At 73.0% G+C, this 23,519-nt stretch carries 24 protein-coding genes; 11 read left to right on the forward strand and 13 right to left on the reverse strand.

Annotation, left to right across the window (positions count from 1 at the left end; translation table 11 throughout):
* Nucleotides 1–37 precede the first annotated feature (37 nt).
* The 3 genes from ACIGAN_RS15855 to ACIGAN_RS15865 are packed head-to-tail and all read right to left on the reverse strand — an operon-like array spanning nt 38 to nt 3,817.
* Nucleotides 38–481 carry an NUDIX hydrolase gene (locus ACIGAN_RS15855; protein ID WP_399857937.1) on the reverse strand — a complete coding sequence of 148 codons (444 nt, stop codon included), beginning with the start codon at nt 479–481 and terminating at the stop codon, nt 38–40.
* Nucleotides 482–513: 32 nt separating this feature from the next.
* A complete protein-coding gene (locus tag ACIGAN_RS15860) occupies nt 514–1,605 on the reverse strand; it encodes a CHAD domain-containing protein (protein ID WP_365737985.1) in 1,092 nt (363 codons plus the stop codon).
* On the reverse strand, nt 1,586–3,817 hold the full coding sequence (locus tag ACIGAN_RS15865; protein ID WP_365737987.1) for an RNA degradosome polyphosphate kinase: 2,232 nt from the start codon (nt 3,815–3,817) through the stop codon (nt 1,586–1,588). The genes ACIGAN_RS15860 and ACIGAN_RS15865 overlap by 20 nt, the downstream gene beginning before the upstream one ends.
* Before the next feature lie 307 nt (nt 3,818–4,124).
* Here ACIGAN_RS15865 and ACIGAN_RS15870 point away from each other — a divergent pair, with 307 nt between their 5' ends.
* The 6 genes from ACIGAN_RS15870 to ACIGAN_RS15895 all read left to right on the forward strand — a co-directional run bounded on the left by ACIGAN_RS15870 (nt 4,125) and on the right by ACIGAN_RS15895 (nt 9,597).
* Entirely contained in the window at nt 4,125–4,676 is a 552-nt protein-coding gene (locus tag ACIGAN_RS15870) for an RNA polymerase sigma factor (protein WP_399857941.1), read from the forward strand.
* Nucleotides 4,673–5,509, forward strand: coding sequence for a zf-HC2 domain-containing protein (locus tag ACIGAN_RS15875; RefSeq protein ID WP_399857943.1), 837 nt, complete (start codon nt 4,673–4,675; stop codon nt 5,507–5,509). The genes ACIGAN_RS15870 and ACIGAN_RS15875 overlap by 4 nt, the downstream gene beginning before the upstream one ends.
* Nucleotides 5,506–6,366: an ABC transporter ATP-binding protein gene (locus ACIGAN_RS15880; RefSeq protein ID WP_399857945.1), complete on the forward strand. Its 861-nt coding sequence runs from the start codon at nt 5,506–5,508 to the stop codon at nt 6,364–6,366. The genes ACIGAN_RS15875 and ACIGAN_RS15880 overlap by 4 nt, the downstream gene beginning before the upstream one ends.
* A complete protein-coding gene (locus tag ACIGAN_RS15885) occupies nt 6,363–7,877 on the forward strand; it encodes an ABC transporter permease (RefSeq protein WP_399857948.1) in 1,515 nt (504 codons plus the stop codon). The genes ACIGAN_RS15880 and ACIGAN_RS15885 overlap by 4 nt, the downstream gene beginning before the upstream one ends.
* Nucleotides 7,874–8,542, forward strand: a complete 669-nt coding sequence (locus ACIGAN_RS15890; RefSeq protein WP_399857951.1) for an ABC transporter — start codon at nt 7,874–7,876, stop codon at nt 8,540–8,542. Before ACIGAN_RS15885 ends, ACIGAN_RS15890 begins: the two co-directional genes overlap by 4 nt.
* 77 nt (nt 8,543–8,619) lie before the next feature.
* Nucleotides 8,620–9,597 (forward strand): LysR family transcriptional regulator, encoded by a 978-nt coding sequence (locus tag ACIGAN_RS15895; protein WP_399857953.1) that lies wholly within the window; start codon nt 8,620–8,622, stop codon nt 9,595–9,597.
* A gap of 25 nt (nt 9,598–9,622) precedes the next feature.
* On the opposite strand, the gene mshD is transcribed toward ACIGAN_RS15895, so the two are convergent.
* Entirely contained in the window at nt 9,623–10,549 is a 927-nt protein-coding gene (gene mshD / locus ACIGAN_RS15900) for a mycothiol synthase (RefSeq protein ID WP_399857956.1), read from the reverse strand.
* Between the two features lie 145 nt (nt 10,550–10,694).
* Between mshD and ACIGAN_RS15905 the strand changes: the two genes are divergently transcribed.
* Nucleotides 10,695–12,512, forward strand: a complete 1,818-nt coding sequence (locus ACIGAN_RS15905) for a bifunctional metallophosphatase/5'-nucleotidase (RefSeq protein WP_399857959.1) — start codon at nt 10,695–10,697, stop codon at nt 12,510–12,512.
* A 106-nt stretch (nt 12,513–12,618) separates the two neighbouring features.
* On the opposite strand, the gene ACIGAN_RS15910 is transcribed toward ACIGAN_RS15905, so the two are convergent.
* From ACIGAN_RS15910 to ACIGAN_RS15920, 3 genes are all read right to left on the reverse strand, one after another.
* Nucleotides 12,619–14,685: a pectinesterase family protein gene (locus ACIGAN_RS15910; RefSeq protein ID WP_399857962.1), complete on the reverse strand. Its 2,067-nt coding sequence runs from the start codon at nt 14,683–14,685 to the stop codon at nt 12,619–12,621.
* Nucleotides 14,686–14,846: 161 nt separating this feature from the next.
* A complete protein-coding gene (locus ACIGAN_RS15915; RefSeq protein WP_399857965.1) occupies nt 14,847–15,107 on the reverse strand; it encodes a hypothetical protein in 261 nt (86 codons plus the stop codon).
* Complete coding sequence (locus ACIGAN_RS15920; RefSeq protein WP_365090050.1) at nt 15,104–15,313, reverse strand: hypothetical protein; 210 nt, start codon at nt 15,311–15,313, stop codon at nt 15,104–15,106. Before ACIGAN_RS15920 ends, ACIGAN_RS15915 begins: the two co-directional genes overlap by 4 nt.
* Before the next feature lie 145 nt (nt 15,314–15,458).
* Between ACIGAN_RS15920 and ACIGAN_RS15925 the strand changes: the two genes are divergently transcribed.
* Both ACIGAN_RS15925 and ACIGAN_RS15930 read left to right on the forward strand, forming a co-directional pair.
* A complete protein-coding gene (locus ACIGAN_RS15925) occupies nt 15,459–16,277 on the forward strand; it encodes a helix-turn-helix domain-containing protein (protein ID WP_399857967.1) in 819 nt (272 codons plus the stop codon).
* Complete coding sequence (locus ACIGAN_RS15930) at nt 16,274–16,471, forward strand: DUF397 domain-containing protein (RefSeq protein WP_399857969.1); 198 nt, start codon at nt 16,274–16,276, stop codon at nt 16,469–16,471. Before ACIGAN_RS15925 ends, ACIGAN_RS15930 begins: the two co-directional genes overlap by 4 nt.
* Here the strand turns inward: ACIGAN_RS15930 and ACIGAN_RS15935 are convergent.
* The 6 genes from ACIGAN_RS15935 to ACIGAN_RS15960 form a co-directional block, all read right to left on the reverse strand.
* Entirely contained in the window at nt 16,461–17,933 is a 1,473-nt protein-coding gene (locus ACIGAN_RS15935) for a sensor histidine kinase (protein ID WP_399857971.1), read from the reverse strand. The genes ACIGAN_RS15930 and ACIGAN_RS15935 overlap by 11 nt on opposite strands.
* The gene (locus ACIGAN_RS15940) at nt 17,930–18,667 is read right to left on the reverse strand and encodes a response regulator transcription factor (RefSeq protein WP_365090040.1); all 738 of its coding nucleotides are present in this window, start codon (nt 18,665–18,667) and stop codon (nt 17,930–17,932) included. The genes ACIGAN_RS15935 and ACIGAN_RS15940 overlap by 4 nt, the downstream gene beginning before the upstream one ends.
* Nucleotides 18,668–18,884: 217 nt before the next feature.
* A complete protein-coding gene (locus tag ACIGAN_RS15945) occupies nt 18,885–19,064 on the reverse strand; it encodes a hypothetical protein (RefSeq protein WP_399857974.1) in 180 nt (59 codons plus the stop codon).
* A gap of 32 nt (nt 19,065–19,096) precedes the next feature.
* Nucleotides 19,097–20,098, reverse strand: a complete 1,002-nt coding sequence (locus ACIGAN_RS15950; protein ID WP_399857976.1) for a S1C family serine protease — start codon at nt 20,096–20,098, stop codon at nt 19,097–19,099.
* Between the two features lie 111 nt (nt 20,099–20,209).
* Entirely contained in the window at nt 20,210–21,232 is a 1,023-nt protein-coding gene (locus ACIGAN_RS15955; protein ID WP_365090032.1) for a LacI family DNA-binding transcriptional regulator, read from the reverse strand.
* A gap of 128 nt (nt 21,233–21,360) precedes the next feature.
* Nucleotides 21,361–22,149, reverse strand: a complete 789-nt coding sequence (locus tag ACIGAN_RS15960) for a response regulator transcription factor (RefSeq protein WP_365090030.1) — start codon at nt 22,147–22,149, stop codon at nt 21,361–21,363.
* 172 nt (nt 22,150–22,321) lie between these two features.
* On the opposite strand from ACIGAN_RS15960, the gene ACIGAN_RS15965 reads away from it, so the two are divergent.
* Complete coding sequence (locus ACIGAN_RS15965) at nt 22,322–23,173, forward strand: alpha/beta hydrolase family protein (protein WP_365738022.1); 852 nt, start codon at nt 22,322–22,324, stop codon at nt 23,171–23,173.
* 89 nt (nt 23,174–23,262) lie between these two features.
* Complete coding sequence (locus ACIGAN_RS15970) at nt 23,263–23,517, forward strand: MoaD/ThiS family protein (RefSeq protein ID WP_365090024.1); 255 nt, start codon at nt 23,263–23,265, stop codon at nt 23,515–23,517.
* Nucleotides 23,518–23,519: the final 2 nt, after the last annotated feature.

A 23,519-nucleotide genomic window follows, 5' to 3' on the forward strand; every position in this document is an offset into this window, starting at 1 on the left:
TTTCCGCGCGGTTCCCGCTGGACAACAGCGGACTTCGTCAGTCCGGGCCGCCGGCGGTGCGGGCCCGGCGCAGCGCGGTGAGCAGCGCGTCGATCAGGGGGCGGTCGTGGGGCTCCGTCAGCCGGGCGCGGGCCTGTTCCGGGGACAGCCACAGCACGCGGTCGACCTCGTCGTTCGGGACGAAGGCGCAGCTCACGGCCTCGGCGGCCCAGTAGCGGACCTGCTTGGGGCGGCCGCCCGCCAGGTAGCGCAGGGTGGGCAGCTCGGCGCCCGGCACGGCCCGGCAGCCCGTCTCCTCCGCCACCTCGCGCAGGGCACCCGCCAGGGCGTCCTCGGCGCGCTTGAGTTTGCCCTTCGGCCACGACCAGTCGTCGTATTTCGGCCGGTGCACCAGACACAGCTCCAGCTCGCCGGAGCCGGGCGAGCGGCGCCACAGGACGCAGCCCGCGGCCTGAACGGTGGGGTCCTCGGGTGAGCTCACCTGGTCTTCACCGCCTTCCGGGTGCCCGCCGGTCACGACGCGCCGACCGTCTCCTTCTGCCAGGCCTGCTGGAACGCGAAACGTGCCGCCTCCACCTCGTGCCGCTGGTCGGCGTGGAGCACCCCGAGCGCGTACGCCGTGGCCGGGGCGATCCTGGGCGTGCGGGCCGCCTGGGCCGCCGCCGCTGCCGCCTCGGAGGCGTCCCGGTGCCGGTTGAGTGCCTGGCCGGCGTCGAGCAGGCGCAGGTCGACCACGGCGTTGCCCTTGGGCCCGGTGAGGGCCTCGCGGGCGTAGCGGTGCAGGCGCAGCAGCAGGCGGACCTGGTGCCAGGGGGCGTCCTGCGGATGCGGGACCGTGTCGGGGGACAGGCCGTGGACGAGGGCCGCGGCGTTGTACGGGTTGCCCGCGGTGACCAGGGGCAGGGCGGTCACGGCGTCGGTGAGGCGTTCCTCCGCGGCGGTGGCGTGCGGGCGCAGGTCGGTGGCGGCGGCCGTGGCGAGCAGGGGGACCTCGCTGGCCAGGACCGCGACCTTGTCGGCGACGGCGTGGAAGCGGCTGCTGCCGAGGGCCTGCAGGGCGGTGGAGTGGGCCCGGGTGCGGGCGAGGGTGAGCTGGCGGTCCAGCAGCGCGCCCGCCTTGGCCGCTCCGACGGTCAGGTTGCCGCGGTCCGGTGCCGCCGGCGTGCGCGGCCCGGTGTCGCCGGCGCGGGCGCCCGCCGTCGTGTCCGGGCCCGTGACCTGGGCCGGGAACGCCGTCGACCCCGACAGGCGGTGCAGGGCCGTCAGCAGGCGTTCCAGGCGGGCCGTGTACGCGTGCTCCATGGCCAGGGTGCCGGAGACCCAGGCCAGCTCCGGGCGCATGGTCTCGCACCAGTCCGAGTCCAGCAGCGGCTGGAACGTGTGCAGGCTGGCGCTGATGCGGCGGGCCGAGCGGCGCAGGGCGCGGGCCGCCTCGGCGGCCGCCTCCGAGCCGTTCGCCCCCGAGCCCGTCTCCCGGTGCAGGCGCAGCGCCCGGAGGAACTCCGTGGCCTGGCCCCGCAGGTAGCCCGCGAGGGCCTCACCGGTGGGGGCGGTCCCGACGGGCCTGAGCCGGGGATCCGTCGGGTCAAGGTGTCGCTGTGCCACGCCGGCGCCTCCGGGCGTCTATGAGCATCTCCTGGACGTTGCGCAGGGGCTGGCCGTCCGCGTCGGTCGCATGCCGGGTCCACTCGCCGTCCGGGCCGAGGTGCCAGGAGGCGGTGGAGTCGGACATACCGGTCTCCAGCAGCCGGTTCAGGGCCGCGCGGTGGGCCGGGTCGGTGACCCGGACCAGGGCCTCTATCCGGCGGTCGAGGTTGCGGTGCATCATGTCGGCGCTGCCGAACCACACCTCGGGCTCGCCGCCGTTGCCGAAGGCGAACACCCGGGAGTGCTCCAGGAAGCGGCCGAGGATCGAGCGGACCCGGATGTTCTCCGACAGGCCGGCCACGCCGGGGCGCACCGCGCAGATGCCGCGCACCCAGATGTCCACCGGCACGCCCGCCTGGGCGGCCCGGTAGCAGGCGTCGATGACGGCCTCGTCGACCATCGAGTTGACCTTGATGCGGACGTAGGCGGGCCGTCCCGCGCGGTGGTGCTGTATCTCCTTGGTGATCCGCGAGACCAGTCCGTCGCGCAGCGACTTCGGGGCCACCAGCAGCCGGCGGTACGTCTCCCGGCGCGAGTAGCCGGACAGGCGGTTGAACAGGTCCGACAGGTCCGCGCCGACCTGCGGGTCGGCCGTGAGCAGGCCGAGGTCCTCGTAGAGGCGGGCCGTCTTCGGGTGGTAGTTGCCGGTGCCGACGTGGCTGTAGCGGCGCAGCGTCTCGCCCTCCTGGCGGACCACCAGCGACAGCTTGCAGTGGGTCTTCAGCCCGACCAGGCCGTAGACCACGTGGCAGCCGGCCTCCTCCAGCTTGCGGGCCCACTTGATGTTGGCGTGCTCGTCGAAGCGGGCCTTGATCTCGACCAGGACCAGGACCTGCTTGCCGGACTCGGCGGCCTCGATGAGCGCGTCGACTATCGGGGAGTCGCCGGAGGTGCGGTACAGGGTCTGCTTGATCGCGAGGACGTCCGGGTCGCCGGCCGCCTGCTCCAGGAAGGCCTGGACGGAGGTGGAGAACGAGTCGTACGGGTGGTGCAGCAGCACGTCCCGCTCGCGCAGCGCGGCGAAGATGTCCGGCGCGGACGCCGACTCGACCTCGGCGAGGTCGCGGTGGGTGCCGGCGACGAACTTGCGGTACTTCAGCTCGGGCCGGTCCAGGGAGGCGATGCGGAACAGGCCGGTGAGGTCCAGCGGGCCCGGCAGCGGGTACACCTCGGCCTCGCTGATCTTCAGCTCGCGCACCAGCAGGTCCAGGACCTCGCGGTCGATGGACTCCTCGACCTCCAGGCGCACCGGCGGGCCGAAGCGGCGCCGCATGAGCTCCTTCTCCAGGGCCTGCAGCAGGTTCTCCGCGTCGTCCTCCTCGACCTCCAGGTCCTCGTTGCGGGTGAGCCGGAAGGCGTGGTGCTCCAGTACCTCCATGCCCGGGAACAGCTCCTCCAGGTGGGCGGCGATGACGTCCTCGATGGGGACGTAGCGGCCCGGGGAGCTCTCCAGGAAGCGGGACAGCAGCGGCGGGACCTTGACCCGCGCGAAGTGCTTGTGGCCGGTGACCGGGTTGCGCACGACGACGGCCAGGTTCAGCGACAGGCCGGAGATGTACGGGAAGGGGTGCGCCGGGTCGACCGCCAGCGGGGTCAGCACGGGGAAGATCTGGTGCCGGAACAGGGTGAACAGGCGGGCCTGCTCCTTCTCCTGCAGCTCGCTCCAGCGGACCAGGTGGATGCCCTCCTCCGCGAGTGCGGGGGCGACGTCCTCGTGGTAGCAGGCGGCGTGCCGGGCCATCAGCTCGCGGGAGCGGGCCCAGATCATCTCCAGCACGTCACGGGGCTGCAGGCCGGAGGCGGAGCGGGTGGCCACGCCGGTGGCGATGCGGCGCTTCAGGCCGGCCACCCGGACCATGAAGAACTCGTCCAGGTTGCTGGCGAAGATCGCCAGGAAGTTGGCCCGCTCCAGCAGCGGCGTGTTCGGGTCCTCGGCGAGTTCGAGCACGCGCTCGTTGAACGCCAGCCAGCTGCGCTCCCGGTCGAGGAAGCGGCCCTGCGGCAGCTCGGGCCCGTCGTACGGCGACTCCTCGTAGCCGTCGAGGTCGGCGTCGATGTCGGGTTCCAGATCGGAGACCACCGCCGCCACCGTGTGCGGGCGGTGGGCTGCGATGGAGCCCACGGAGGGCTGCGCGTGCTGGACCTGTGCCTGGTGCTTCGGCTGGCTCATGGACCCATTCTTCCGCGCCGCGAGCATCACGGGCGCGTCGGACAGCGCGGGCGGGAGCGGAGGTGTCACATGAGTGCTCCCGTTTCCCTCGGGACCCTCGCGGGGCGGGGGAGGCTCTGGCACGGCGGGATTCATTGGCCGAGCGTCGCAAGCTCGTCTGAATCAATGGTTACGGAGACATGACGTGCGGGATAGCGGGCGGCGGCCCGCGGGGGTCCGCGGACCCGTCCGGGCGTCCCGGCGGCCCCGGCCGGAAGCCGGGCGGGCCGGCGTGAACCGTTCGGCCCGGCCGGTCCGATGAGGAGACGTGAGCGAGACGAGAAGCGACGGGGAGCTGCTGCGGGCCGTCGCGGCGGACGCCGACCGGCGCGCCTTCGAGGAGCTGTACCGGCGCTACGCGCCGTGGCTCCGGGCCCGGCTGCGGGGGCGGTGCGCCGATGCGGCCGTCGTCGACGACGTCGTGCAGGAGACGTTCCTCGCGGTGTGGCGGGGCAAGGCCCGCTACCGGGAGGACGGCCCCTCGGCGGACGTCGCCGGATGGCTGTGGCGCATCGGGTCGCGGCGGCTGGTGGACGCCCTGCGGGGCGACGGGGCGCGGGGCCGGCTGCGGCAGGCCCTGGCGCGGCTGCGGCACCGGGACGAGGTGTCGGCGGAGGAGCGCGTGCTCGCGGGGGTGGAGCACGGGGACCTCGCCGGGGCCCTGGTGCGGCTGTCGCCGGAGCTGCGGGCGGTGCTGCAGGCGACCGTCATCGACGGGCTGACCACCCGCGAGGCCGCCGTCCTGCTGGGGATCCCCCCGGGGACGGTCAAGACGCGGGCGATGCGCGCCCGCAAGCAGTTGCGGGAGGCACTGGCATGACCTGGCACGTACCCGAGGACGAGCTGCGCGCCTACGCGCGGGGCGAGCTGGCGGCGCCCGCGCTCTGGTCCGCCGACGCGCACCTGGCCGCCTGCGACCGGTGCCGCGGCGCGCTGGCCGGGGTCGGTGACCCGGCCGCGCTCGACGCGGGGTGGGAGCGGCTGGACGCCGAGCTGGACGTGCCGCGCCCGGGCCTGCTGGAGGGGCTGCTGGTGCGGTTCGGGGTGGCCGGGCACACCGCCCGGCTGCTGGCCGCGGCACCGGTGCTGCGGCGCTCCTGGCTGGGGGCCGTCGTCGCCGTGCTGCTGCTCGGCGTGGGGGCCGGGCACACCGTGGGCGGCGGGGAGTTCCCCACGCCGTTCCTCGCCCTGGCGCCGCTGCTGCCGCTGGCCGGGGTGGCGCTGTCGTACGGGCCCGCGCTGGACCCGACGTACGAGATGGCCGTCGTCGCGCCGCTGCACGGGTTCCGGCTGCTGATGATCCGGACCGTGGCCGTGCTGACCGTCGTGCTCGGGCTGAACCTGCTGGCGAGCCTCGCCCTGCCCGCTCACGGGCTGCGCGCCCTGGCCTGGCTGCTGCCCGCGCTGGCGCTCACCGCGACCGGGCTCGCGCTCACCCCCCGGTTCGGGCCGGTGCTCGCGCCGTCGCTGGTCGGCGGCGCCTGGATCGTCCTGCTGGTGACGGCCGACGCGGTGGGGGCCGGGGGCGATGTGCCGCCGGCCCCGTTCACCCCGGCCGGGCAGGGCGTGGCGGCGGCCGTCGCCGTCCTCGCCGCCGGGCTGCTGTACCTCCTCCGTGACCGCTTCGACCTCTTGCAGGGACGTGCCGTATGACTCCGACCGTGTCCGCCTCCGGGATCGGCCTCCGCTACGGCGGGACCCGGGCCCTCGACGAGGTGTCGCTGCGCCTGACCGGTGGTGTCACCGGGCTGCTCGGGCCCAACGGCGCCGGGAAGACCACCCTGTTGCGGGTGCTGGCCACCGCCCTGCCCGCCGACCGGGGCGCCTTCACCGTGCTCGGCCACGACCCCGCGACCACCGGGGGGAGGCAGGAGGTGCGGCGCCGGCTGGGGTATCTGCCGCAGACGCCCGGGTTCCACCCGGACTTCACGGCCTTCGAGTTCGTCGACTACGTGGCGATCCTGAAGGAGATGACCGACCGGGGCGTGCGCCACCGGGAGGTGCGGCGGGTGCTCGACGAGGTGGGCCTGGCGGACGTGCGGGGCAAGCGGATCCGCAAGCTGTCCGGGGGCATGCGCCAGCGGGTCGCCCTCGCGGCCGCCCTGGTCGGCGACCCCGGGTTCCTGGTGCTGGACGAACCCACCGTCGGGCTCGACCCCGAACAGCGCATGCGCTTCCGGGAGTTGATCGCCGAGGCCGGGCAGGGGCGCACGGTGCTGCTGTCCACCCACCAGACGGAGGACGTGGCGATGCTCTGTCACCGGGTGCTGGTCATGGCCGGCGGCCGGATCCGCTTCGAGGGCACCCCGGCCGAGCTGACCGCGCGGGCGGCCGGACGGGTGTGGAGCAGCACGGAGCGCGACCCGGGCGCGCGGGCCGGCTGGCGCACCGGGACCGGCTCCTTCCGCAACGTCGGCGACCCGCCGGCCGGTGCCGAGCTGCTGGAACCCACCCTGGAGGACGGCTACCTGCTGACCCTCGACGGCGCCGGTGCGGAGGTGGCCGCGTGACCACGACCGTGGAGCAGCCGGCCGCGCCCGGGACGCGGAGCCCTGCGGGCGGGCCCCGGGCGGCCGTGGGGACCCTGGCCCTGTTCGAGGCGCGGCGGCTGCTGACCCGTGTCCCCGTGCTCGTGGCCTTCGCCGTGTACGCCGGCTGGACCGCGTGGCGCGCGGGCCGGGCCTGGGGCGACTTCCCCGTCCTCCAGGACGCCGACCGCGCCACGCAGAGCGCGCCGATACTCGTCGGCCTCGCCGTCATGCTGTCCGTCAACCAGGCCGCGCTGCGCTCCCGGCGGCACGGCACCGAACAGGTCCTGACGGTGCTGGTCCTGCCGCCCTGGCGCCGCACGGCCGCGCACGCCCTGTCGGTCCTGGCCCCGGTGCTGGTCACCGCGGTCTGCGTGGCCGCGCAGTTCGGGCGGGAGGCGCTGCGCCCCGGGGCGGTGGGCCGGGGTTCGGTGGCCGAACTGCTCGTCGGGCCGCTGACGGTCCTGCTGCTGGGACTGTTCGGGCTGCTGGCGGCGAGCCTGGTGCGGTCGGCGCTCGTCGCGCCGCTGCTGATCGTGTTCTGCCTCTTCCTGTTCCTGGGCAGTACGGGCGTCGGGGACGGCTGGGAGCAGTGGCTCGTGCCCGCCGTCGGCGCGGCGACCGGCAACAGCCTGCCCGTCGAGCTGATCGGCCGGCCCGCCGCCTGGCACGCCCTGTACCTGGCGGGGCTGGGGCTGAGCCTCGGGCTGCTGGCGGTGCTCGTCGCGGGCGGCCGCAGACCGGCCGTCCTCGCGGGCACGGCGGCGGCGCTGGCCCTGACGGTGCTGGGCGCGGTGGCCCAGTCGGGCGGCGACTCCCGTGCGCTGACCGAGGCGCGGGAGCGGGCCACCCTGCACCCGGAGCGGGTGCACTCCTGCGTCCGGCGGGACGGCTCCACGTACTGCGCGTTCCCCGACTGGGAGCCCTGGACCGGGGAGTGGGCCCGGGTCGTGGACCGGGTGCGGTCCCTGGCCGGGGGCGCGGCCCACGAGCGGGACGTCGTCGTACGGCAGCGCATCGACGCGCGCTACGGCCTCACCGGTGACGGCGCGCTGCCGGCCCTGACGCGTCCGTACGAGGTGACCGTGAGCACCCAGTGGGGCGGCAATCGCGTCCCCGAGTTCGCGGCCGCCGTCGCCGGGGTGCTGATCGCGGGTGACGAGGAGGCCGCGACGTCGATCTGCGACGGGCGCGTCGTCCCCCTCATGTGGCTGGCCGTCGGCTGGGAGTCCGATCCGCTCTCCGCCCTGCGGCGCGTCCGCCTCGGCGACACGGTCACCGGCTCCGACACCGTGCTGCAGCCCACGAACGTCCTGTTCATGACCGAGGCCCAGACGGAGGTGCTGCGGGGGCTGCTGGACCTGCCCCGCGCCGAGGCCACCGCACGGGTCAAGGAGCACTGGGCCGCGCTGACCACGCCGAAGGTCACCGCGGCCGGGGCGGCGAAGCTCCTCGGCCTGCCCGCGCCCGAGGGGGAGGACACGTGCCGGTGACCCGGCAGCTGGTGGTTCCCGTCTTCCGGGCGATGCCGTGGGGCGCGGTGGGCGCGTCGGCTGCGGCGGGGCTGCTGCTCGCCGCGCTGACCCGGTCCGGGGAGACCGGGGAGCGGCTCGCGCTGCCCCTGCTGCGGGCCGCGGTCCTGGCCTTCGCGCTGGGGCTGGCGTTCCTGCTGGACGACCCGGCCCGGCACACCACGGCCACCGTGCCGACGCCACACCCGCTGCGCGTCGCCCTGCGGGTGGCGCTCGTGGCCCCGGCCGCGGCGGCCTGGTGGACGGTGGCGCTGCTGCTCGTGCCGCCGGGCGTACGGCCCCCCGTCGGCGACCTGACCCTGGAGGCCGGGGCGGCGTCCGTCCTGGCGGTGACCGGTGCGGCGGCCCTGATCCGCCGCACCGAGACGGCCCGGCCCGGGCTGCCGGTGGCCGGCGGGTTTCTGACCACCGCGGTGCTGGCGGTGCTGCTGTGGCCCGACCGCTGGGCGCTGTTCGTCCCCGTGGAGGACGAGCGCTGGCCGGCGGCGCACGACCGGTGGGCGGTGGTGCTGACCGGGGCGGCTGTGACGGCCGCGCTCTGCACGACGGAACCACTGCGCAGACGGCTCGTGCGGGGCCGGGCCGTGCGGACCCGTGCCCGGCGGGACTTTACGGACACGGCCTAGGCGCGCCCTGCACCCCGGGAGGTGCGGAGGGCTCCGGGTCTCGTGTCGCACAGGCGGGTGGGCAATAGGCTGGCGGTGTGGATCTCAACGCCGTGCGGGCCTTCGTCGCGGTCGCCGACGCCGGGCAGTTCCGGAAGGCCGCCGTGGACCTGGCGCTGACCCAGCAGGCCGTGTCCAAGCGGATCGCCGCGCTGGAGAAGGACCTCGGGGTGCGGCTGTTCGTGCGTACGCCGCACGGCGCGGAGCCGACCATCGACGGGCAGGCGCTGCTGCCGCACGCCCGGGTCCTGCTGAGCGCGGAGGAACGGGCGGTGGCCGCCGTGCGGCCGGGCGACCGGGCCCTGCGGGTGGACGTCGTGGGGCGCCGGGTCGCCACCGGTGGACTGGTGCAGGACTTCCACCGGGCGCATCCAGAGATCCCGCTGGACGTCGTCACGCTGTTCGACGCCGACACGGCCGTGACCGCCGTGTGCGACGGGTCCGTCGACGCCACCTTCCGCGCCGTCACCATGCCCGGGCACCGCCTCCCCGACGGCATCGCGGCGCTGCCCGTCCTGGACGAGCCGCTCAGCCTGTGCGTCGGCCCCGGCCACCCCTTCGCCCGGGCCGCGTCCGTGACGCCCGCGCAGCTCGCCGGGCACCGGATCCGGATGCCGGGCAACGTGCCGGGCACCGAGTGGCACGCCTACTACGAGGCCTTCGCCGCCGCGTTCGGCCCGGCCATCGACACCGTCGGGCCCAACTTCGGCCTCGAAGCGCTGCTGGACACGGTCGCCGGTTCCTCGACCGTCGCCACGTTCCTCAGCGAACGGACCCCGCACGTCTGGCCCGTGGGCCACGACCTGCGGCTGGTCCCGCTCCGGGACCCGACCCCGGTCTACCCGCACTTCCTGCTCTGGCGCGCCGGCAACCCGCATCCCGGCCTGGCGGCGCTGCGCGACCACCTGGCGGCGACCCGGCCCCGGCCGCCGCGGGGCGAGCTGTGGCGGCCGGCGTGGGCGCGACCCCAGCGGGGGCGGCCCCCGCGGGGCCGGGCCGCTGGGCCGGCGGCATGAGGAACCGTGGGGCCGGCCGGGACGCTCAGGTCTCCGTCCGGTACATCAGGTCCACCTCGTGCGTGCTGAAGCCCAGCCGCTCGTAGACCGACACCGCCGCCTTGTTGTCGGCGTCGACGTACAGCATCGCCGTCGGCAGGCCCCGGCCGGCCAGGTGGCGCAGGCCGATCGTGGTGAGGGCCTTGCCGAGGCCGCCGCCCTGCGCGCCCGGGGCGACCCCCACCACGTACACCTCGCCCAGGCCCTCCTCGGCGTGCACCTTCGTCCAGTGGAAGCCGACGAGTTCGTCACCGCGGAAGGCGAGGAAGAAGCCTGCCGGGTCGAACCACGGCTCGGCCTTGCGGTCGTCGAGGTCGCGCTGGGTGAGGGAGCCCTGCTCGGGGTGGTGGGCGAAGGCGGCGGCGTTCACCGCGAGCCAGGCCGCGTCGTCCCGGCCGGGCACGAACGCGCGGACCGTGACGCCCTCGGGCAGCACCGGCTCGGGCGCGTCGAAGCCGGTCAACGGGCGGCGCATCTGGCGCAGTTCCCGGAACAGCGTCAACCCCAGCACCTGGGCGAGGTGCCGGGCGGCGGAGTGCCCGCCGTGCGCCCACACCCGAAGTCGCTTGCCGGAGGCGGCCAGCAGGGCCGAGCCGAGCGCCCGGCCGTGCCCGTGTCCGCGATGCCCGGGATGCACCACCAGCTCGGCGGCCGGCGGCTCCACCTCGTCCGTGTCCTCCAACTGGGCATATCCGACAAGTTCCCCGCCGGCGGTGAGCAGCAGATGGGACACGCCCTCGCGCTCCCCGCCGCGCAGCTGCAACCGGCCCTGTTCGGACACCGCCTGCTGCCCGTCGGTCCGGGCGGCCTCGTCGAGCAGTCCGAGCACGGCCTCGGTCTGCTCCGGGGAGAGGGCGGCAAGGGTCTCGATCGAGCGGGGGTGGCCGGGCCGTACGGTGTCGTCGCTGGTCATGCGTACGAGGGTACGGGGAGGCACCGGCAAATCGGCGGCAAAGAAGCAACCCAGCTGTAACCATGAAACACCTGTCGCGCTACGCGCGTTGACTCTAGGCTGCGCCGGACGACATCACTGTCCCAGCAGACCCTCAGGGGGGCGTATGCCAGCCACTTCACCGGCGCATCCGGAGCGCCGGAGACGCCGTACGAACCGTTTCCTCGCCCTCGCCGCCGGAGTCGTCACCGTCGGCGCGCTGGCCGCCGCCGCGCTGCCCGGGGCGGCGACCGCCGGTGAGGACCAGCGCCCGGGCGGGCACTGGTCCGGCCGCTACCAGGACGTGCAGCTGCTGTCCTTCAACGACCTGCACGGCAACCTGGAGCCGCCGGCGGGCTCCTCGGGCCGGGTCACCGAGAAGCAGCCCGACGGCACGACGAAGACCATCGACGCGGGCGGCGTCGAGTACCTCGCCACGCATCTGCGGCAGGCCCGCAAGGGCGAGAAGTACTCCATCACCGCGGCCGGCGGCGACATGGTCGGCGCCTCCCCGCTGATCTCCGGCCTCTTCCACGACGAGCCGACCATCGAGGCGCTGAACAAGCTCGACCTCGACGTCACCTCCGTCGGCAACCACGAGTTCGACGAGGGCGCCAGGGAGCTGGGCCGCCTGCAGAACGGCGGCTGCCACCCCAAGGACGGCTGCTACACGGACGAGGAGTTCGAGGGCGCCGACTTCCCCTACCTGGCGGCCAACGTCCTCGACGAGAAGACGAAGAAGCCGATCCTCAAGCCCTACTGGGTGTGGAAGAAGAACGGTGTCAAGGTCGGCTTCATCGGCGTGACCCTGGAGGGCACCCCGGACATCGTCTCCGCCGACGGCGTCAAGGGCCTCACCTTCAAGGACGAGGTCGAGACGATCAACAAGTACGCCAAGGAGCTGCAGCGCAAGGGCGTGAAGTCGATCGTCGCGCTCGTCCACGAGGGCGGCTTCCCGGCGTCGACGTCGTACAACTACGACTGTGACTCCCCGGGTGCGGGCGACGGCATATCCGGCCCGATCGTCGACATCGCCAAGAACGTCACGCCGCAGGTGGACGCGCTGGTCACCGGCCACACGCACAACGCGTACGTGTGCAGCATCGCCGACCCGGCGGGCAACCCGCGCATGGTCACCTCGGCCGCGTCCTTCGGCCGCCTCTACACCGACACCACGCTGACCTACGACCGCAGGACGGGCGACATCGCCCGTACGGCCGTCAAGTCCGCCAACCGCGTGGTCACCCGGGACGTCCCCAAGGCGCCCGACATGACCGAGCTGATCGGCAAGTGGAACACCCTGGCCGCGCCCATCGGCAACCGGCCCATCGGCTGGATCTCCGGCGACATCGGCAACACCGGCACCGAGTCCCCGCTCGGCGACCTGATCGCCGACGCCCAGCTCGCGCACGGCAGGCAGCTGGACCCGGAGACGGACCTGGCGCTGATGAACCCGGGCGGCATCCGGGCCCCGCTCACCTACGCGGCCAAGGCCGGTGAGGGCGACGGCGTCGTCACCTACGCCGAGGGCTTCACCGTCCAGCCGTTCGCCAACACCGTGAACCTGCAGGACTTCACGGGCGCGCAGCTGATCCAGGCGCTCAAGGAGCAGGCGTCCGGCCCGAACGCGGCGGCGCCGAAGATCCTCCAGGTCTCGTCCGGCCTGACGTACACGCTGGACCTCACCAAGTCCGGTGCCGACCGGGTGGTCACCGACAGCATCAGGCTGAACGGGTCGGCCATCGACCCCGCCGCCACCTACCGCGTCGCGACGAACAGCTTCCTCGCGGGCGGCGGCGACGGCTTCACCACGCTCGGCCAGGGCACGAACGACGTCGTCGGCGCCGACGACCTGACCGCGCTGGAGCAGTACCTGACGGCCAACTCCTCGGCGGCGAACCCGATCGCCCCGCCGAAGGCCGACCGCATCACCGTGGTGAACTAGAGCGCACACCCGGGGTCGCCGGGTGATCGCCCACGACCTGGGGTGAGCGATCTGGTGCCCCTTCCGGGCTCGGCGGCGATGGTCAGCCGAACCCGGAAGGGAGCCGTCAGGACGCCGTGGGCGTCCAGCCCGCGAGCCAGTCCGCGACCTCCTGGTCCGCGGCCTGCGCGTCGGTCAGCTGCGGCCGGTTCGCACCCGCCGGACCGGCGCCCGCCCCGGTGTTCCGGTACTCGGCGAACCGGTCGTCCTTCCAGGAGAAGCCGCTCATGTCGGTCCACGGGGTGGACTTGACCGCGGCACTCAGGCTGGTGTTGCGGACGGTGGTCTGCGGATCCAGGGACGCGTCCCCGCCCGCGTGCCAGGGCCGGCCGAGGTGGAAGCTGCCGTTCGACACGTCCCCGTTCACCGTGGAGTTGGCGATCAGGATGCCCCTGCGGTTCGCGGCGGTGCTCGGCGCGGTGACGTACCCGGCGGAGGTGCCGTCCCAGCGCTTCTTCAGCGTGATGACGGACTTGTCGACGACGGCCGTGGCCCGGCCGAAGATGAAGTCGACGTTGCCGATGACATAGCTGTCGCTCAGGTAGACCCGGCCCAGGCGGTCCTTGGCGGCGGTGTCGAGCAGCAGGGTGTCCTGGTCGCCGCTGACGATGATCCCGTCGAGGAACACCCGGTCGGCGGCGGTCCGCAGCGCCACGGCCTGGTGCCCGCTGAGGTTCTGGTTGGCCTTCTCGTCGAAGTCGTTGGAGATGGTCAGGTTCCGCGCCTGGAAGTCGTCGGCCTCGACGGCGACGGTGGCGCTGCCGCTCGTGCCGTACGTACCGCCGCCGGGCTTGGGCGTGCCCGAGGCGTTGTTGTAGACGATCGTGGTGTCCTTGCGGCTGCCGCCGGTGCCCTGGATGGTGACGTGCGGTTTGCCGGCCGGCACCTTCACCAGCTCCCGGTACGTCCCCGGCTTGACGGCGATGACGACCCGGGAGGGGTTGTTCGCCGGCACGGCGTTCACGGCGGCCTGGACGGTGGTGTACTGCCCGCTGCCGTCCTTGGCGACGGTGAGGGTGGTCGCGGCGGCGGCCTTGGCGGCGGCGCCGGCGGTCGTGCCGATGGAGGCGCGGGGACCGGCACCGGCGGTGAGGACCGGCGGCAGGTCGGCGGCCTTGTCGAGGGTGTACGGGTAGAACGCCTTCGGGTCGAAGGCGGTCCCGCCGCTCTCGTTGCGCCCGCTGGTCCCGGAGAAGACGCTGCCGCGCTGCACGATCGCGGCTCCGCTGTCCTTGATGACGGGGTTCTTGAAGCCCTGGAAGTAGGAGTTCTCCAGGACCATCTTCGTCGCACCGCGCGCGTAGTTCCCGTACGACGAGGCGATGCTCGTGCCCGGCACGTCCTCCAGCCAGTTGTTGTAGAGGTGGGCGCGGGCGGCGTTGTCGGTGGAGGGGTTGCGCTGCTCGGTCTCGCGGATCCAGTTGTGGTGGATCGTGATGTCGGTCGTGACGTTCTCGGTCCAGCCGATGCCGAAGGTCTTGTTGTTGTCGCTCAGCTTGTTCCAGGAGACGGTGACGTTCGTGCTGTCCTTGCGGACGTCGATGAGCCCGTCGGCCATGCGCCGCAGGTCGTTGTGGTCGATCCAGACGTGATGGGCGCCGTCCAGCTGGATCGCGTCGAAGTCGTGGTCCTTGTCGTTCCAGACGCCCTGGTACGCGTCCCGGATGGTCAGGTTCCGGATGATCACGTTGTGCACGCCCTGGCCGAGGAAGAACCCGCCGCCGACGATGTGCCCGGAGGTGCCGGCCCCGACGATGGTCTTGTCGGACTGGACCTTGATCTCCTTCCCGACGGGGTTCATGGTGATGGCGCCGGCGACGACGATGACGTACGGCTCGGCGGCGGTGGCGTACTTCTCCAGCTCGGCCTGCGTCTTCACCGTGACGGTCTTGCCGTCCCGTCCGCCGTAGGTCCCGTTCTGCCCGAGGGAGTTGACGGACGCGAACCCGTCGGCGGTGTCGGAGGCCCAGGAGGGGGCGGCGGCGGAGGCGCGCACCTGGGTGCCCGGGGCGACCCCGTAGGCGAGGGCACCGGCGGCGGTGAGCGCCAGGGGTATCCCGGCGGCGAGGGCGGTACGGCCGCGGCGGTGACGCGCTCTGCGAGGCTGACGCGGCTGGGGGGACAGCTCACTCATGCGGCGATCCGTTCTGCTGGTGGGGGGACGGGGTGCGGGTGGTTCGCCGGGGAGTCGCCGCGGTCGGCACGAAGGTTGCCGCGTTCGCCGCGTTCGCCGCGTTCGGTTGAAGCGGAGCCGGAGGGGTGGGGGAGGGTGCGGTGGTCTGGCTGCGGTGTGGTTCACGCGCGCTCGCCCCGGCTGACCGCGACGCGGAGTGTGTCACCCAGCGACTCCACGGCCCTGGCCAGCGCGAAACGGACGGCGTGCTCACCGGCCCCGGGGTCGTCGAGCACGGCTCGTGCCCCTTCGAGGACTCCTGCCGCGTCGGCCAGTTGCAGGGCCTCGATGTCGTCGGCGAGCCGGGACAGCGGGCTGCGGGGATCGTCGGTGCTGAGGTAACAGGGCTTGCCACCGGCGCCGGTCCAGGGGAGCAGTCTCATGAGACCTCCAGGGCGGGGAGGTAGGGCCGCACGAGGCGGGTGTTCATCACGAGCGGCTCCTCGGGGAGGTGGCGTCGCCCGGGCGGTGGGGGATGGGCGACGGCCAGGACCGGCCCCACGGCCCGGTGCCGGCCCCGGGCGGGGAGCAGGAGCCGTACGAGGGCGAGCAGCAGGGACTCGCAGAGTTCGGCGATACGCAGGCGCACGGGGGCGTCCCTTCTCAGGGCAGGGGTAAAGGGGGTCTGACGAGCGGAGATCACCGTTCGTGCCCTCATGGTCACCGACTGCCCCTACGCTGCGGAAGGGGCCAGGTGTTGCCTGGCCGCGTAGGCAACGGGGAGGGGTGACGGGGTGGATGTCGTTGACTCGGAGCGGGTCTCGCTGGGTCGGACGCTGAGGTTCCTCCGAGAACAGGCGGGCAAGTCGCTCGGGCAACTGGCCGAGGAAACCGGCTACGACAAGAGCTACCTGAGCCGCCTGGAGAAGGGGGAGCGCCTCTCCAAGATGGCGGTCATGGAAGACCTGGACAGCTACTACGGCAGTGGTGATCTGCTGGTTCGGGAGTGGCGTGAAGCCCGCCGCGAGGTCATCAAGGACAAGTACAAGGCCTTTATGGACCTGGAGGCGACGGCACGGGTCATGTGGATGTTCCAACTGCGGGTGCCAGGCCTCCTGCAGACCGAGGACTACGCCCGGGTGGTGTTGTCAGGGTTGTCTGGAGCCCAGACAACGGCCGGCAACAGGGAAGAGGTCGAGGAGCAGGTCGCCGCACGCATGGGCCGTCAGGAACTGCTGCATCGCGTGCCCGCACCGAGCGTGCGGGTGATCCTGGACGAGGGCGCGGTGCGGCGGCCCGTGCCTGACCCGAGGGTCTGGGCGGACCAGTTGTCACACCTTGTGGAGGCCGCCGAGTCACCGAACGTCGCGATCCAGGTGCTGCCCTACGCGGCCGGTGTGCACGATCTCATGAACAGCGACCTCATCCTGTTGTGGCAGCGCGTCGGAGATCCGGTCGCCTACGTGGAGGGCAACGGCATCGGGCAGTTGATCGACGAGCCGGACAGGGTGCTGTCCTACCGCCTGTCCTACGATCTGGTCAGGGATGCGGCGCTGAGTCCAGCGGAGTCGACGACGTTCATCAAGCGCCTTCTGGAGGAGTGCAGACCATGAACCGAACGCCTGACCTCACCACCGCGATGTGGCGCAAGTCCTCCTACAGCGACGGGGGCGCCTCGAACTGTCTCGAAGTCGCCGACGACTACCCGGACATGATCCCGGTCCGCGACAGCAAGGTTCCGGACGGTCCGGTGCTCGTGTTCGGCGCGAGCCCCTGGGCGTCGTTCCTCACGTTCGTCAGGACGTAGCCGTCGGGGTCTCCGGGGGAGGCACCGACGCCCCCGGTAGCCGGATCGTCGCGACCGTGCCGCCGGCCTCCGCCGGGGACAGGGACACGTCCCCGCCCGCCTGCTGGACGGTCCGGGCCACGATCGACAGGCCCAGGCCCGAGCCCGGCAGGGCCCGTGCGCTCGGGGAGCGCCAGAAGCGGTCGAAGACGTGCGGGAGTTCGTCCGGGGGAATGCCCGGGCCGTGGTCGCGGACCGTGAGGACGCCCTCGGTCAGCCTGACCTCGATCGTGCCGCCCTCCGGGCTGAACTTCACCGCGTTGTCGAGGATGTTCACCACCGCCCGTTCCAGCGCGGAGGGCTCCGCACGGACGAACCACGGCTCGACGTCCGCCGTGATCGTCAGTTCCGGGCCGCGCAGCCGGGCCCGCCGCAGCGCCGACTCGACCGTGTCGTGCCAGGCGACGATCTGGGTCCGGCCGGAGTGCTGGCCGGTGTCCGGGCGGGACAGTTCCTGCAGGTCGCCGATGAGCGCGGCCAGTTCCGTCATCTGGGCCTTCACCGACGCGAGCAGCGCCTTGCGGTCCGCCTCCGGGATGGGGCGGCCCGTCTCCTCGCTGCGGGTGAGGAGTTCGATGTTGGTGCGCAGCGAGGTGAGGGGCGTGCGCAGTTCGTGGCCGGCGTCCGCGATGAGCTGCTGCTGCAGCTCGCGGGAGCTGGCCAGGGCGGAGGTCATGGAGTTGAAGGAGCGGGAGAGGCGGGCCACCTCGTCGTCGCTGTCCTCGTCCAGCGGGATACGGACGTCCAGATCCTCCGTGCGGGCCACGTGCTCGACCGCCTCCGTCAGCCGGTCGACCGGGCGCAGCCCCGCCCTGGCCACCGCGAGACCGGCGGCTCCCGCGCCGATCACCCCGATGCCCGACACCAGCAGCAGGATCAGCGCCAGTTCGTTGAGCGTGGACTCCGTGCCCTTGAGGGGGACGGCGATGACCAGCGCGTAGTCGGCGGCGACGGCCTTGTCGAGCGGGCCCTGCTGGACGATGACCGCCGTGGTCAGCACCCGCACCGAGTTGCCGTCGCTGTCCTTGCCGTTGCGCAGCCGGGCCGTCCGGTAGTCCGGGTCCCGTGCCACCGCCTTGTCGCCGCTCGTGACCTTCACCTGCGGCATGTTGTTGCTGAACAGGCAGACCCGGCCGTCGACCCGAACCAGCTGCGCGTACGTCTGCGGACGGGGAGCGCCGCCGCCGAGCGTGCTGGACGGCGTCTGGGGGCACGTCCTGACCAGCGCCTCGAAGTCGTCCTCCAGGATGGTCCGGTAGGACGACTTCAGGTCCCCGTCCACCTGGTCGTACAACTTCCCCTGCACGATGAACCAGCACGTCACCGACACCGCCGCCACCGCGAAGGCCACCGCCGCCGCGACCAGCAGCGCCAGGCGCGAGCGGATCGGCAGCGAGCGGAAGCGGCGTACGAGCCTGTTCACTCGGCGCCGCCCTGCCGCAGTACGTAGCCGACGCCGCGCACCGTGTGGACCAGGCGCGGTTCGCCGCCCGCCTCGGTCTTGCGGCGCAGGTACATGACGTAGACGTCGAGGGAGTTCGACGACGGCTCGAAGTCGAAGCCCCACACCGCCTTGAGGATCTGCTCCCGCGTGAGGACCTGGCGCGGGTGGGACATGAACATCTCCAGGAGCGTGAACTCCGTGCGCGTCAGCTCCACTTGGCGGCCGCCCCGGGTGACCTCCCGCGTGGCCAGGTCCATGCGCAGGTCGGCGAAGGTGAGCGCGTCCTCGTCGGCCGGGTCGCCCGCGCCCACGGCCGCCGCGTAGGAGCTGCGGCGCAGCAGGGCGCGGATCCGGGCGAAGAGTTCGTCGAGTTCGAACGGCTTGACCAGGTAGTCGTCGGCGCCCGCGTCGAGTCCGGTGACCCGGTCGCCGACCGTGTCGCGGGCCGTGAGCATCAGGATCGGCGTCGTGTCGCCGCCGGCGCGGATCCGGCGCGCCGCCGTCAGGCCGTCCATGCGCGGCATCTGGATGTCGAGGACGACCAGGTCGGGGCGGTAGGCCGCGGCCTTCTCCAGGGCGTCCGCGCCGTCGACCGCGACCTGCGTGCCGTACCCCTCGAAGGCGAGGCTGCGCTGGAGTGCTTCGCGCACCGCGGGCTCGTCGTCGACGATCAGGATGCGCTGGGGTTCACGGTCGCCGTCTGCGGGGCTCATGGGTCGGGGTCCTCGGGGGTGATGGGGTCGGGGGTGCGTCTGACGCTCTCAGCGTCGCACGTCGCCACCGGACGCCGGGAGCAGCGAGCCCCGGCCCGCGCGGCTGCCGGGTCAGTCCCGTGTGCACAGGTGCCGGATCGGTCCCGGATCGCGCGGCGCCGGGTCTGCCCAGGACCGGGCTGGAGCGGCGCCAGCCCCGGATCGCGCGGGCGCCGGATCAGCCTCGGATCGTCGCGCGGCGCCGGGCCGAAGCCGGGCGGACCGGGTGCCGGGCCGGCGTGATCGGTACCTCCGGCGCCCGCCCGGCAGGGGCGTGCAGGGCGTACGCCACCGCCAGGGCCAGTCCGACCTTCGCCGGGTCCCCGCCCGGCTCCGTGTGTGCCACCTGCTGGATCATCGCCGTACTCCTCGGATGCGCGCTGCTCGGACTCAGTCGGTCGCCCCGGCCCGCAGCTTCGCGAGGTCGGCCTTGACGGTGTTGATCGGGATGGCGAAGCCCAGGCCCACGCTGCCCGCGTCGGAGGACGAGGAGGCGCTGCCGGCCGGCGAGTACATCGCGGAGTTGATGCCGATGATGTTGCCGTTCATGTCGATCAGCGCGCCGCCGGAGTTGCCCGGGTTGAGGGACGCGTCGGTCTGCAGCGCCTTGTACGTCGTGGTGTCGCTGCCGGTGTCGCCGTTGAACTGCCGGCCGCCGAACTCGAACGGCCACCCGTCCTCCGGCTGCCCCTGCTGCTGCCCCTGGTCCTCTTCGGTCGGAACCGTCACGTCCCGGTCGAGCGCGGAGATGATACCGCTGGTGACCGTGCCGGACAGCCCCTCGGGGGAGCCGATCGCGACGACCTGGTCGCCGACCCGGACACCGGCGGAGTCGCCGAGCGTGGCCGCCTTCAGGCCGGAGGCGTTCTCCAGCTTGATCAGGGCCAGGTCCTTCTTGCTGTCGGTGCCGACGACCTTCGCGGTGTAGGACCTGCCGTCGCTGGTCGTCACCTTGATCCGGGAGGCGCCGGAGACGACGTGGTTGTTGGTGACGATCTCGCCGTCGCTCGTGATGATCACGCCGGAGCCGGTGGAGGACCCGGCGTTCGAGGCGGCGCTGATCTCGACGATGCTGGGGCTGACCGCCTTCGCGACCCCGGCGACCGTGCCCTTCTGGCCGGCGGGCACGACGGTGGTGCTGGTGGAGCTGGAGGCGACCGTGTCGGTGCCGGTCAGCTCCTGGATGCCGTAGGCGGTGCCGCCGCCTATCGCCGCGGCCACGATCGCCACGGCGGCGATCAGGGCGACGGGGCCACGGCGGCGCTTCTTCGGATGCGGAGCATGCGCCGGGGCGTACGCCGGCGGGGGCGGCCACTCGGGGTTCACCGGGGCCTGCTGCTGACCCTCGTGAGGGGTGTCGTACTCGCCACTGCGGTGGAAGCTCTCGGTCATGGCAACGAGCTTGTCGCCCGACCATGAGAGCTTCCTGAGTGCCGGCTGAGAAGCCCGACAGAACCTCGTATGCCCGATATAAAGGCGCCCCGCGCGGGTGGCTCCGGCAGGCTACGGGCAGCCGCAGGACTGGCGGACCACCAGCCGCGACGGGAAGACCTTCAGCCGCTCGCGCCGGGAGCCCGCGACCCGCAGGCCGTCGTCCAGGACGAGGTCCACCGCGGCCCGGGCCATCGCCGAGCGGTCGGAGGCGATCGTCGTCAGGGGCGGGTCGGCCAGCGCCGCCTCCTTGATGTCGTCGAAGCCGGCCACGGCCAGCTCGCCGGGCACGTCGATGCGCAGCTCGCGTGCCGCCCGCAGCAGGCCGATCGCCTGGTCGTCGGTGGAGCAGAAGATCGCCGGCGGCCGCTCGGGCCCGGAGAGGATCTTCAGGGCGGCCTGGTAGGCGTCGTAGCGGTTGTAGAGGGCCTCGAAGAGGCGGCCCTCCGTGGAGATCCCGGCCTCGTCCATCGCGCGGCGCCAGCCCTCGACGTGGTCGGAGACCGGGTCGCCGACCGCGGGGGTCTCGGCTATGCCGCCCATGCAGGCGACGTACTCGTAACCATGCTCCAGCAGGTGCCGCACGGCCAGCTCGGCGCCGCCCAGGTCGTCCGTGGTGACGGCGACGTCGTCGATGGCCTCGGGGCGCTCGTGCAGCAGCACCACCCGGGCGTCCCAGGCCTCGATCTCGGCGGCGGCCAGGTCGTTGAGCGCGTGGCTGACCAGGATCAGCCCGGAGACCCGCATCCCGAGGAACGCCCGCAGGTAGTGGACCTCGCGCTCGCCCACGTAGTCCGTGTTGCCGACGAGGACCATCTTCCCGCGCTCGGAGGCGGCCTGCTCGACCGCGTGCGCCATCTCCCCGAAGAAGGGCTGGCGGGCGTCCGGGATGATCAGCCCTATGAGGTCGGTGCGCCGGGAGGCCATCGCCTGGGCGACCCGGTCCGGCCGGTACCCCAGTTCCTTGATCGCGGCGAGGACACGCTCGCGCGTGGCCGGGGCGACCGGCCGGGGTCCGTTGTTGATGACATAGCTGACCACGGCAGTGGAAGTCCCTGCCAGCCGCGCCACGTCATCCCGAGTCACCTTGGCCACGCGCGGAGTCTACGCGGATATACCCGCTCCGGGCAGGGCGTAAAGGGGGTTCCGTACGATATCCCGACTGCCGTCCGGGGCGCCCCGGTGCGAAGAGGGATGCCCAGGTCGGCGGCGGGTCACGCCTCCTACGCCTTGGCGCGGACCTCGACGGCGTCCAGGGCGGCCGACTCGTCCGCGTTGTCCGGCTTCGCCGTGGCCGCCTTGGTCTTCGCCTCGTCGGCGGCGCGCTCCGTCTTCTCCGGTTTCTCCGGCGTAACGAATCGATAACCGACGTTCCGTACGGTGCCGATCAGCGACTCGTGCTCGGGGCCGAGCTTGGCGCGCAGCCGCCGCACGTGCACGTCGACCGTGCGGGTGCCGCCGAAGTAGTCGTAGCCCCACACCTCCTGCAGCAGCTGGGCGCGGGTGAAGACGCGGCCGGGGTGCTGCGCGAGGTACTTCAGCAGCTCGAACTCCTTGAAGGTCAGGTCCAGGACCCGGCCCTTGAGCTTGGCGGAGTAGGTGGCCTCGTCGACCGACAGGTCGCCGTTGCGGATCTCCATCGGGGAGTCGTCGCCGACGATCTGCTGCCGTCCCATGGCCAGCCGCAGCCGCGCCTCGACCTCCGCGGGTCCGGCGGTGTCGAGCAGGACGTCGTCGATGCCCCAGTCCGCCGTGACGGCCGCGAGACCGCCCTCGGTGACGACGAGGATCAGCGGACAGCCCGGCCCGGTGGAGCGCAGCAGCTGGCACAGGCTGCGCACCTGCGGCAGGTCGCGCCGGCCGTCGACCAGGATGACGTCGGCACCGGGGGTGTCGACCAGGGCGGGGCCCTCGGCGGGGGCCACGCGCACGTTGTGCAGGAGCAGTCCGAGGGCGGGGAGCACCTCCGTCGACGGCTGGAGGGCGTTGGTCAGGAGCAGCAGAGAACTCATACGTCTGGTTCCTCCTCGGTCCCTGCGAGGACGTTTGTTGGCACAGCACCGCTCTGCGATCCCGAAGGCCCCGTACACCTGCGGTTTCCCGCTTCGTATACAACGCTTCCGAAAGCACAAAAGGACCCGGGGGCTTCGCTGCCCGAGTCCTCTGCCCAGCACAATAGCCCACATGAGCTCTTCTCCGGCAGGTCATGTGGCGCGTTCCACCGATCGTCCGCACTCCGAGACGGCCGCGGGAACGGCCGTTCGGGCGCTGGTGAGGACGTTTGTCCGCACGTCCGACGGGGTGGCGATCGACACCGTGTACGAGCCGGGCGCGGCCGTGCACGACGCCCCGGAGACACCTTCCGCTCATCCCGTGTTCGTCGTCGCCCACGGCTTCACCGGCGCGGTGGACCGCCCGCACGTACGGCGCATCGCCCGGGCGTTCGCCCGCCACGGCGCGGTGGTCACCTTCTCCTTCCGCGGCCACGGACGGTCCGGCGGGCGCTCCACGGTCGGCGACCGCGAGGTGCTGGACCTGGCGGCGGCGGTGGAGTGGGCCCGGGAGCGCGGGCACGCGCGCGTGGTGACGGTCGGCTTCTCCATGGGCGGCTCGGTGGTGCTGCGGCACGCGGCGCTGCACCCGGGCGGGACGGACGCGGTCGTCTCGGTGAGCGCGCCGGCCCGCTGGTACTACCGGGGCACCGCGCCGATGCGGCGGCTGCACTGGCTGGTCACGCGGCCCGAGGGACGGGCGCTGGGCCGGTACGGGTTCGGCACCCGCATCCACCACCGGGACTGGGACCCGGTCCCGCTCTCCCCGGTGGAGGCGGTGCCCAGGATCGCCCCGACCCCGCTGCTGATCGTGCACGGCGACTCCGACGGCTACTTCCCCCTCGACCATCCCCGGATGCTGGCCGCGGCCGCCGGTGACCAGGGCGAACTCTGGCTGGAGCCAGGCATGGGGCATGCCGAGCACGCGGCGGGCGACGGGCTGCTGGCCCGCATCGGGGAGTGGGGCGTCGCCCGGGCGGGCTAGCCTGACGGGGTTCACCGTCGGGTGAGCCCGTTGAGAGTCCCGAGTGAATCCGACGTGAGTCCGCTGCGACTGTGCGATTGAGGAAGCAGATGCCAAAGGTCACGGTGCGCTACTGGGCCGCCGCGAAGGCCGCGGCCGGGGTGGCCGAGGAGGCGCAGGAGGCGGCCACGCTCGCCGAGGCGCTCGACGGGGTGCGCGCGCGGCACCCGGGCGAACTGGAGCGCGTGCTGCGGCGGTGCTCGTTCCTCGTGGACGGTGATCCCGTGGGCACCCGCCCGCATGAGACGGTACGGCTGGCCGACGGCGGCACGGTCGAGGTGCTCCCGCCGTTCGCAGGAGGATGAGC

Source organism: Streptomyces sp. NPDC085931 (assembly GCF_044540565.1).
Classification (GTDB): Bacteria; Actinomycetota; Actinomycetes; order Streptomycetales; family Streptomycetaceae; genus Streptomyces.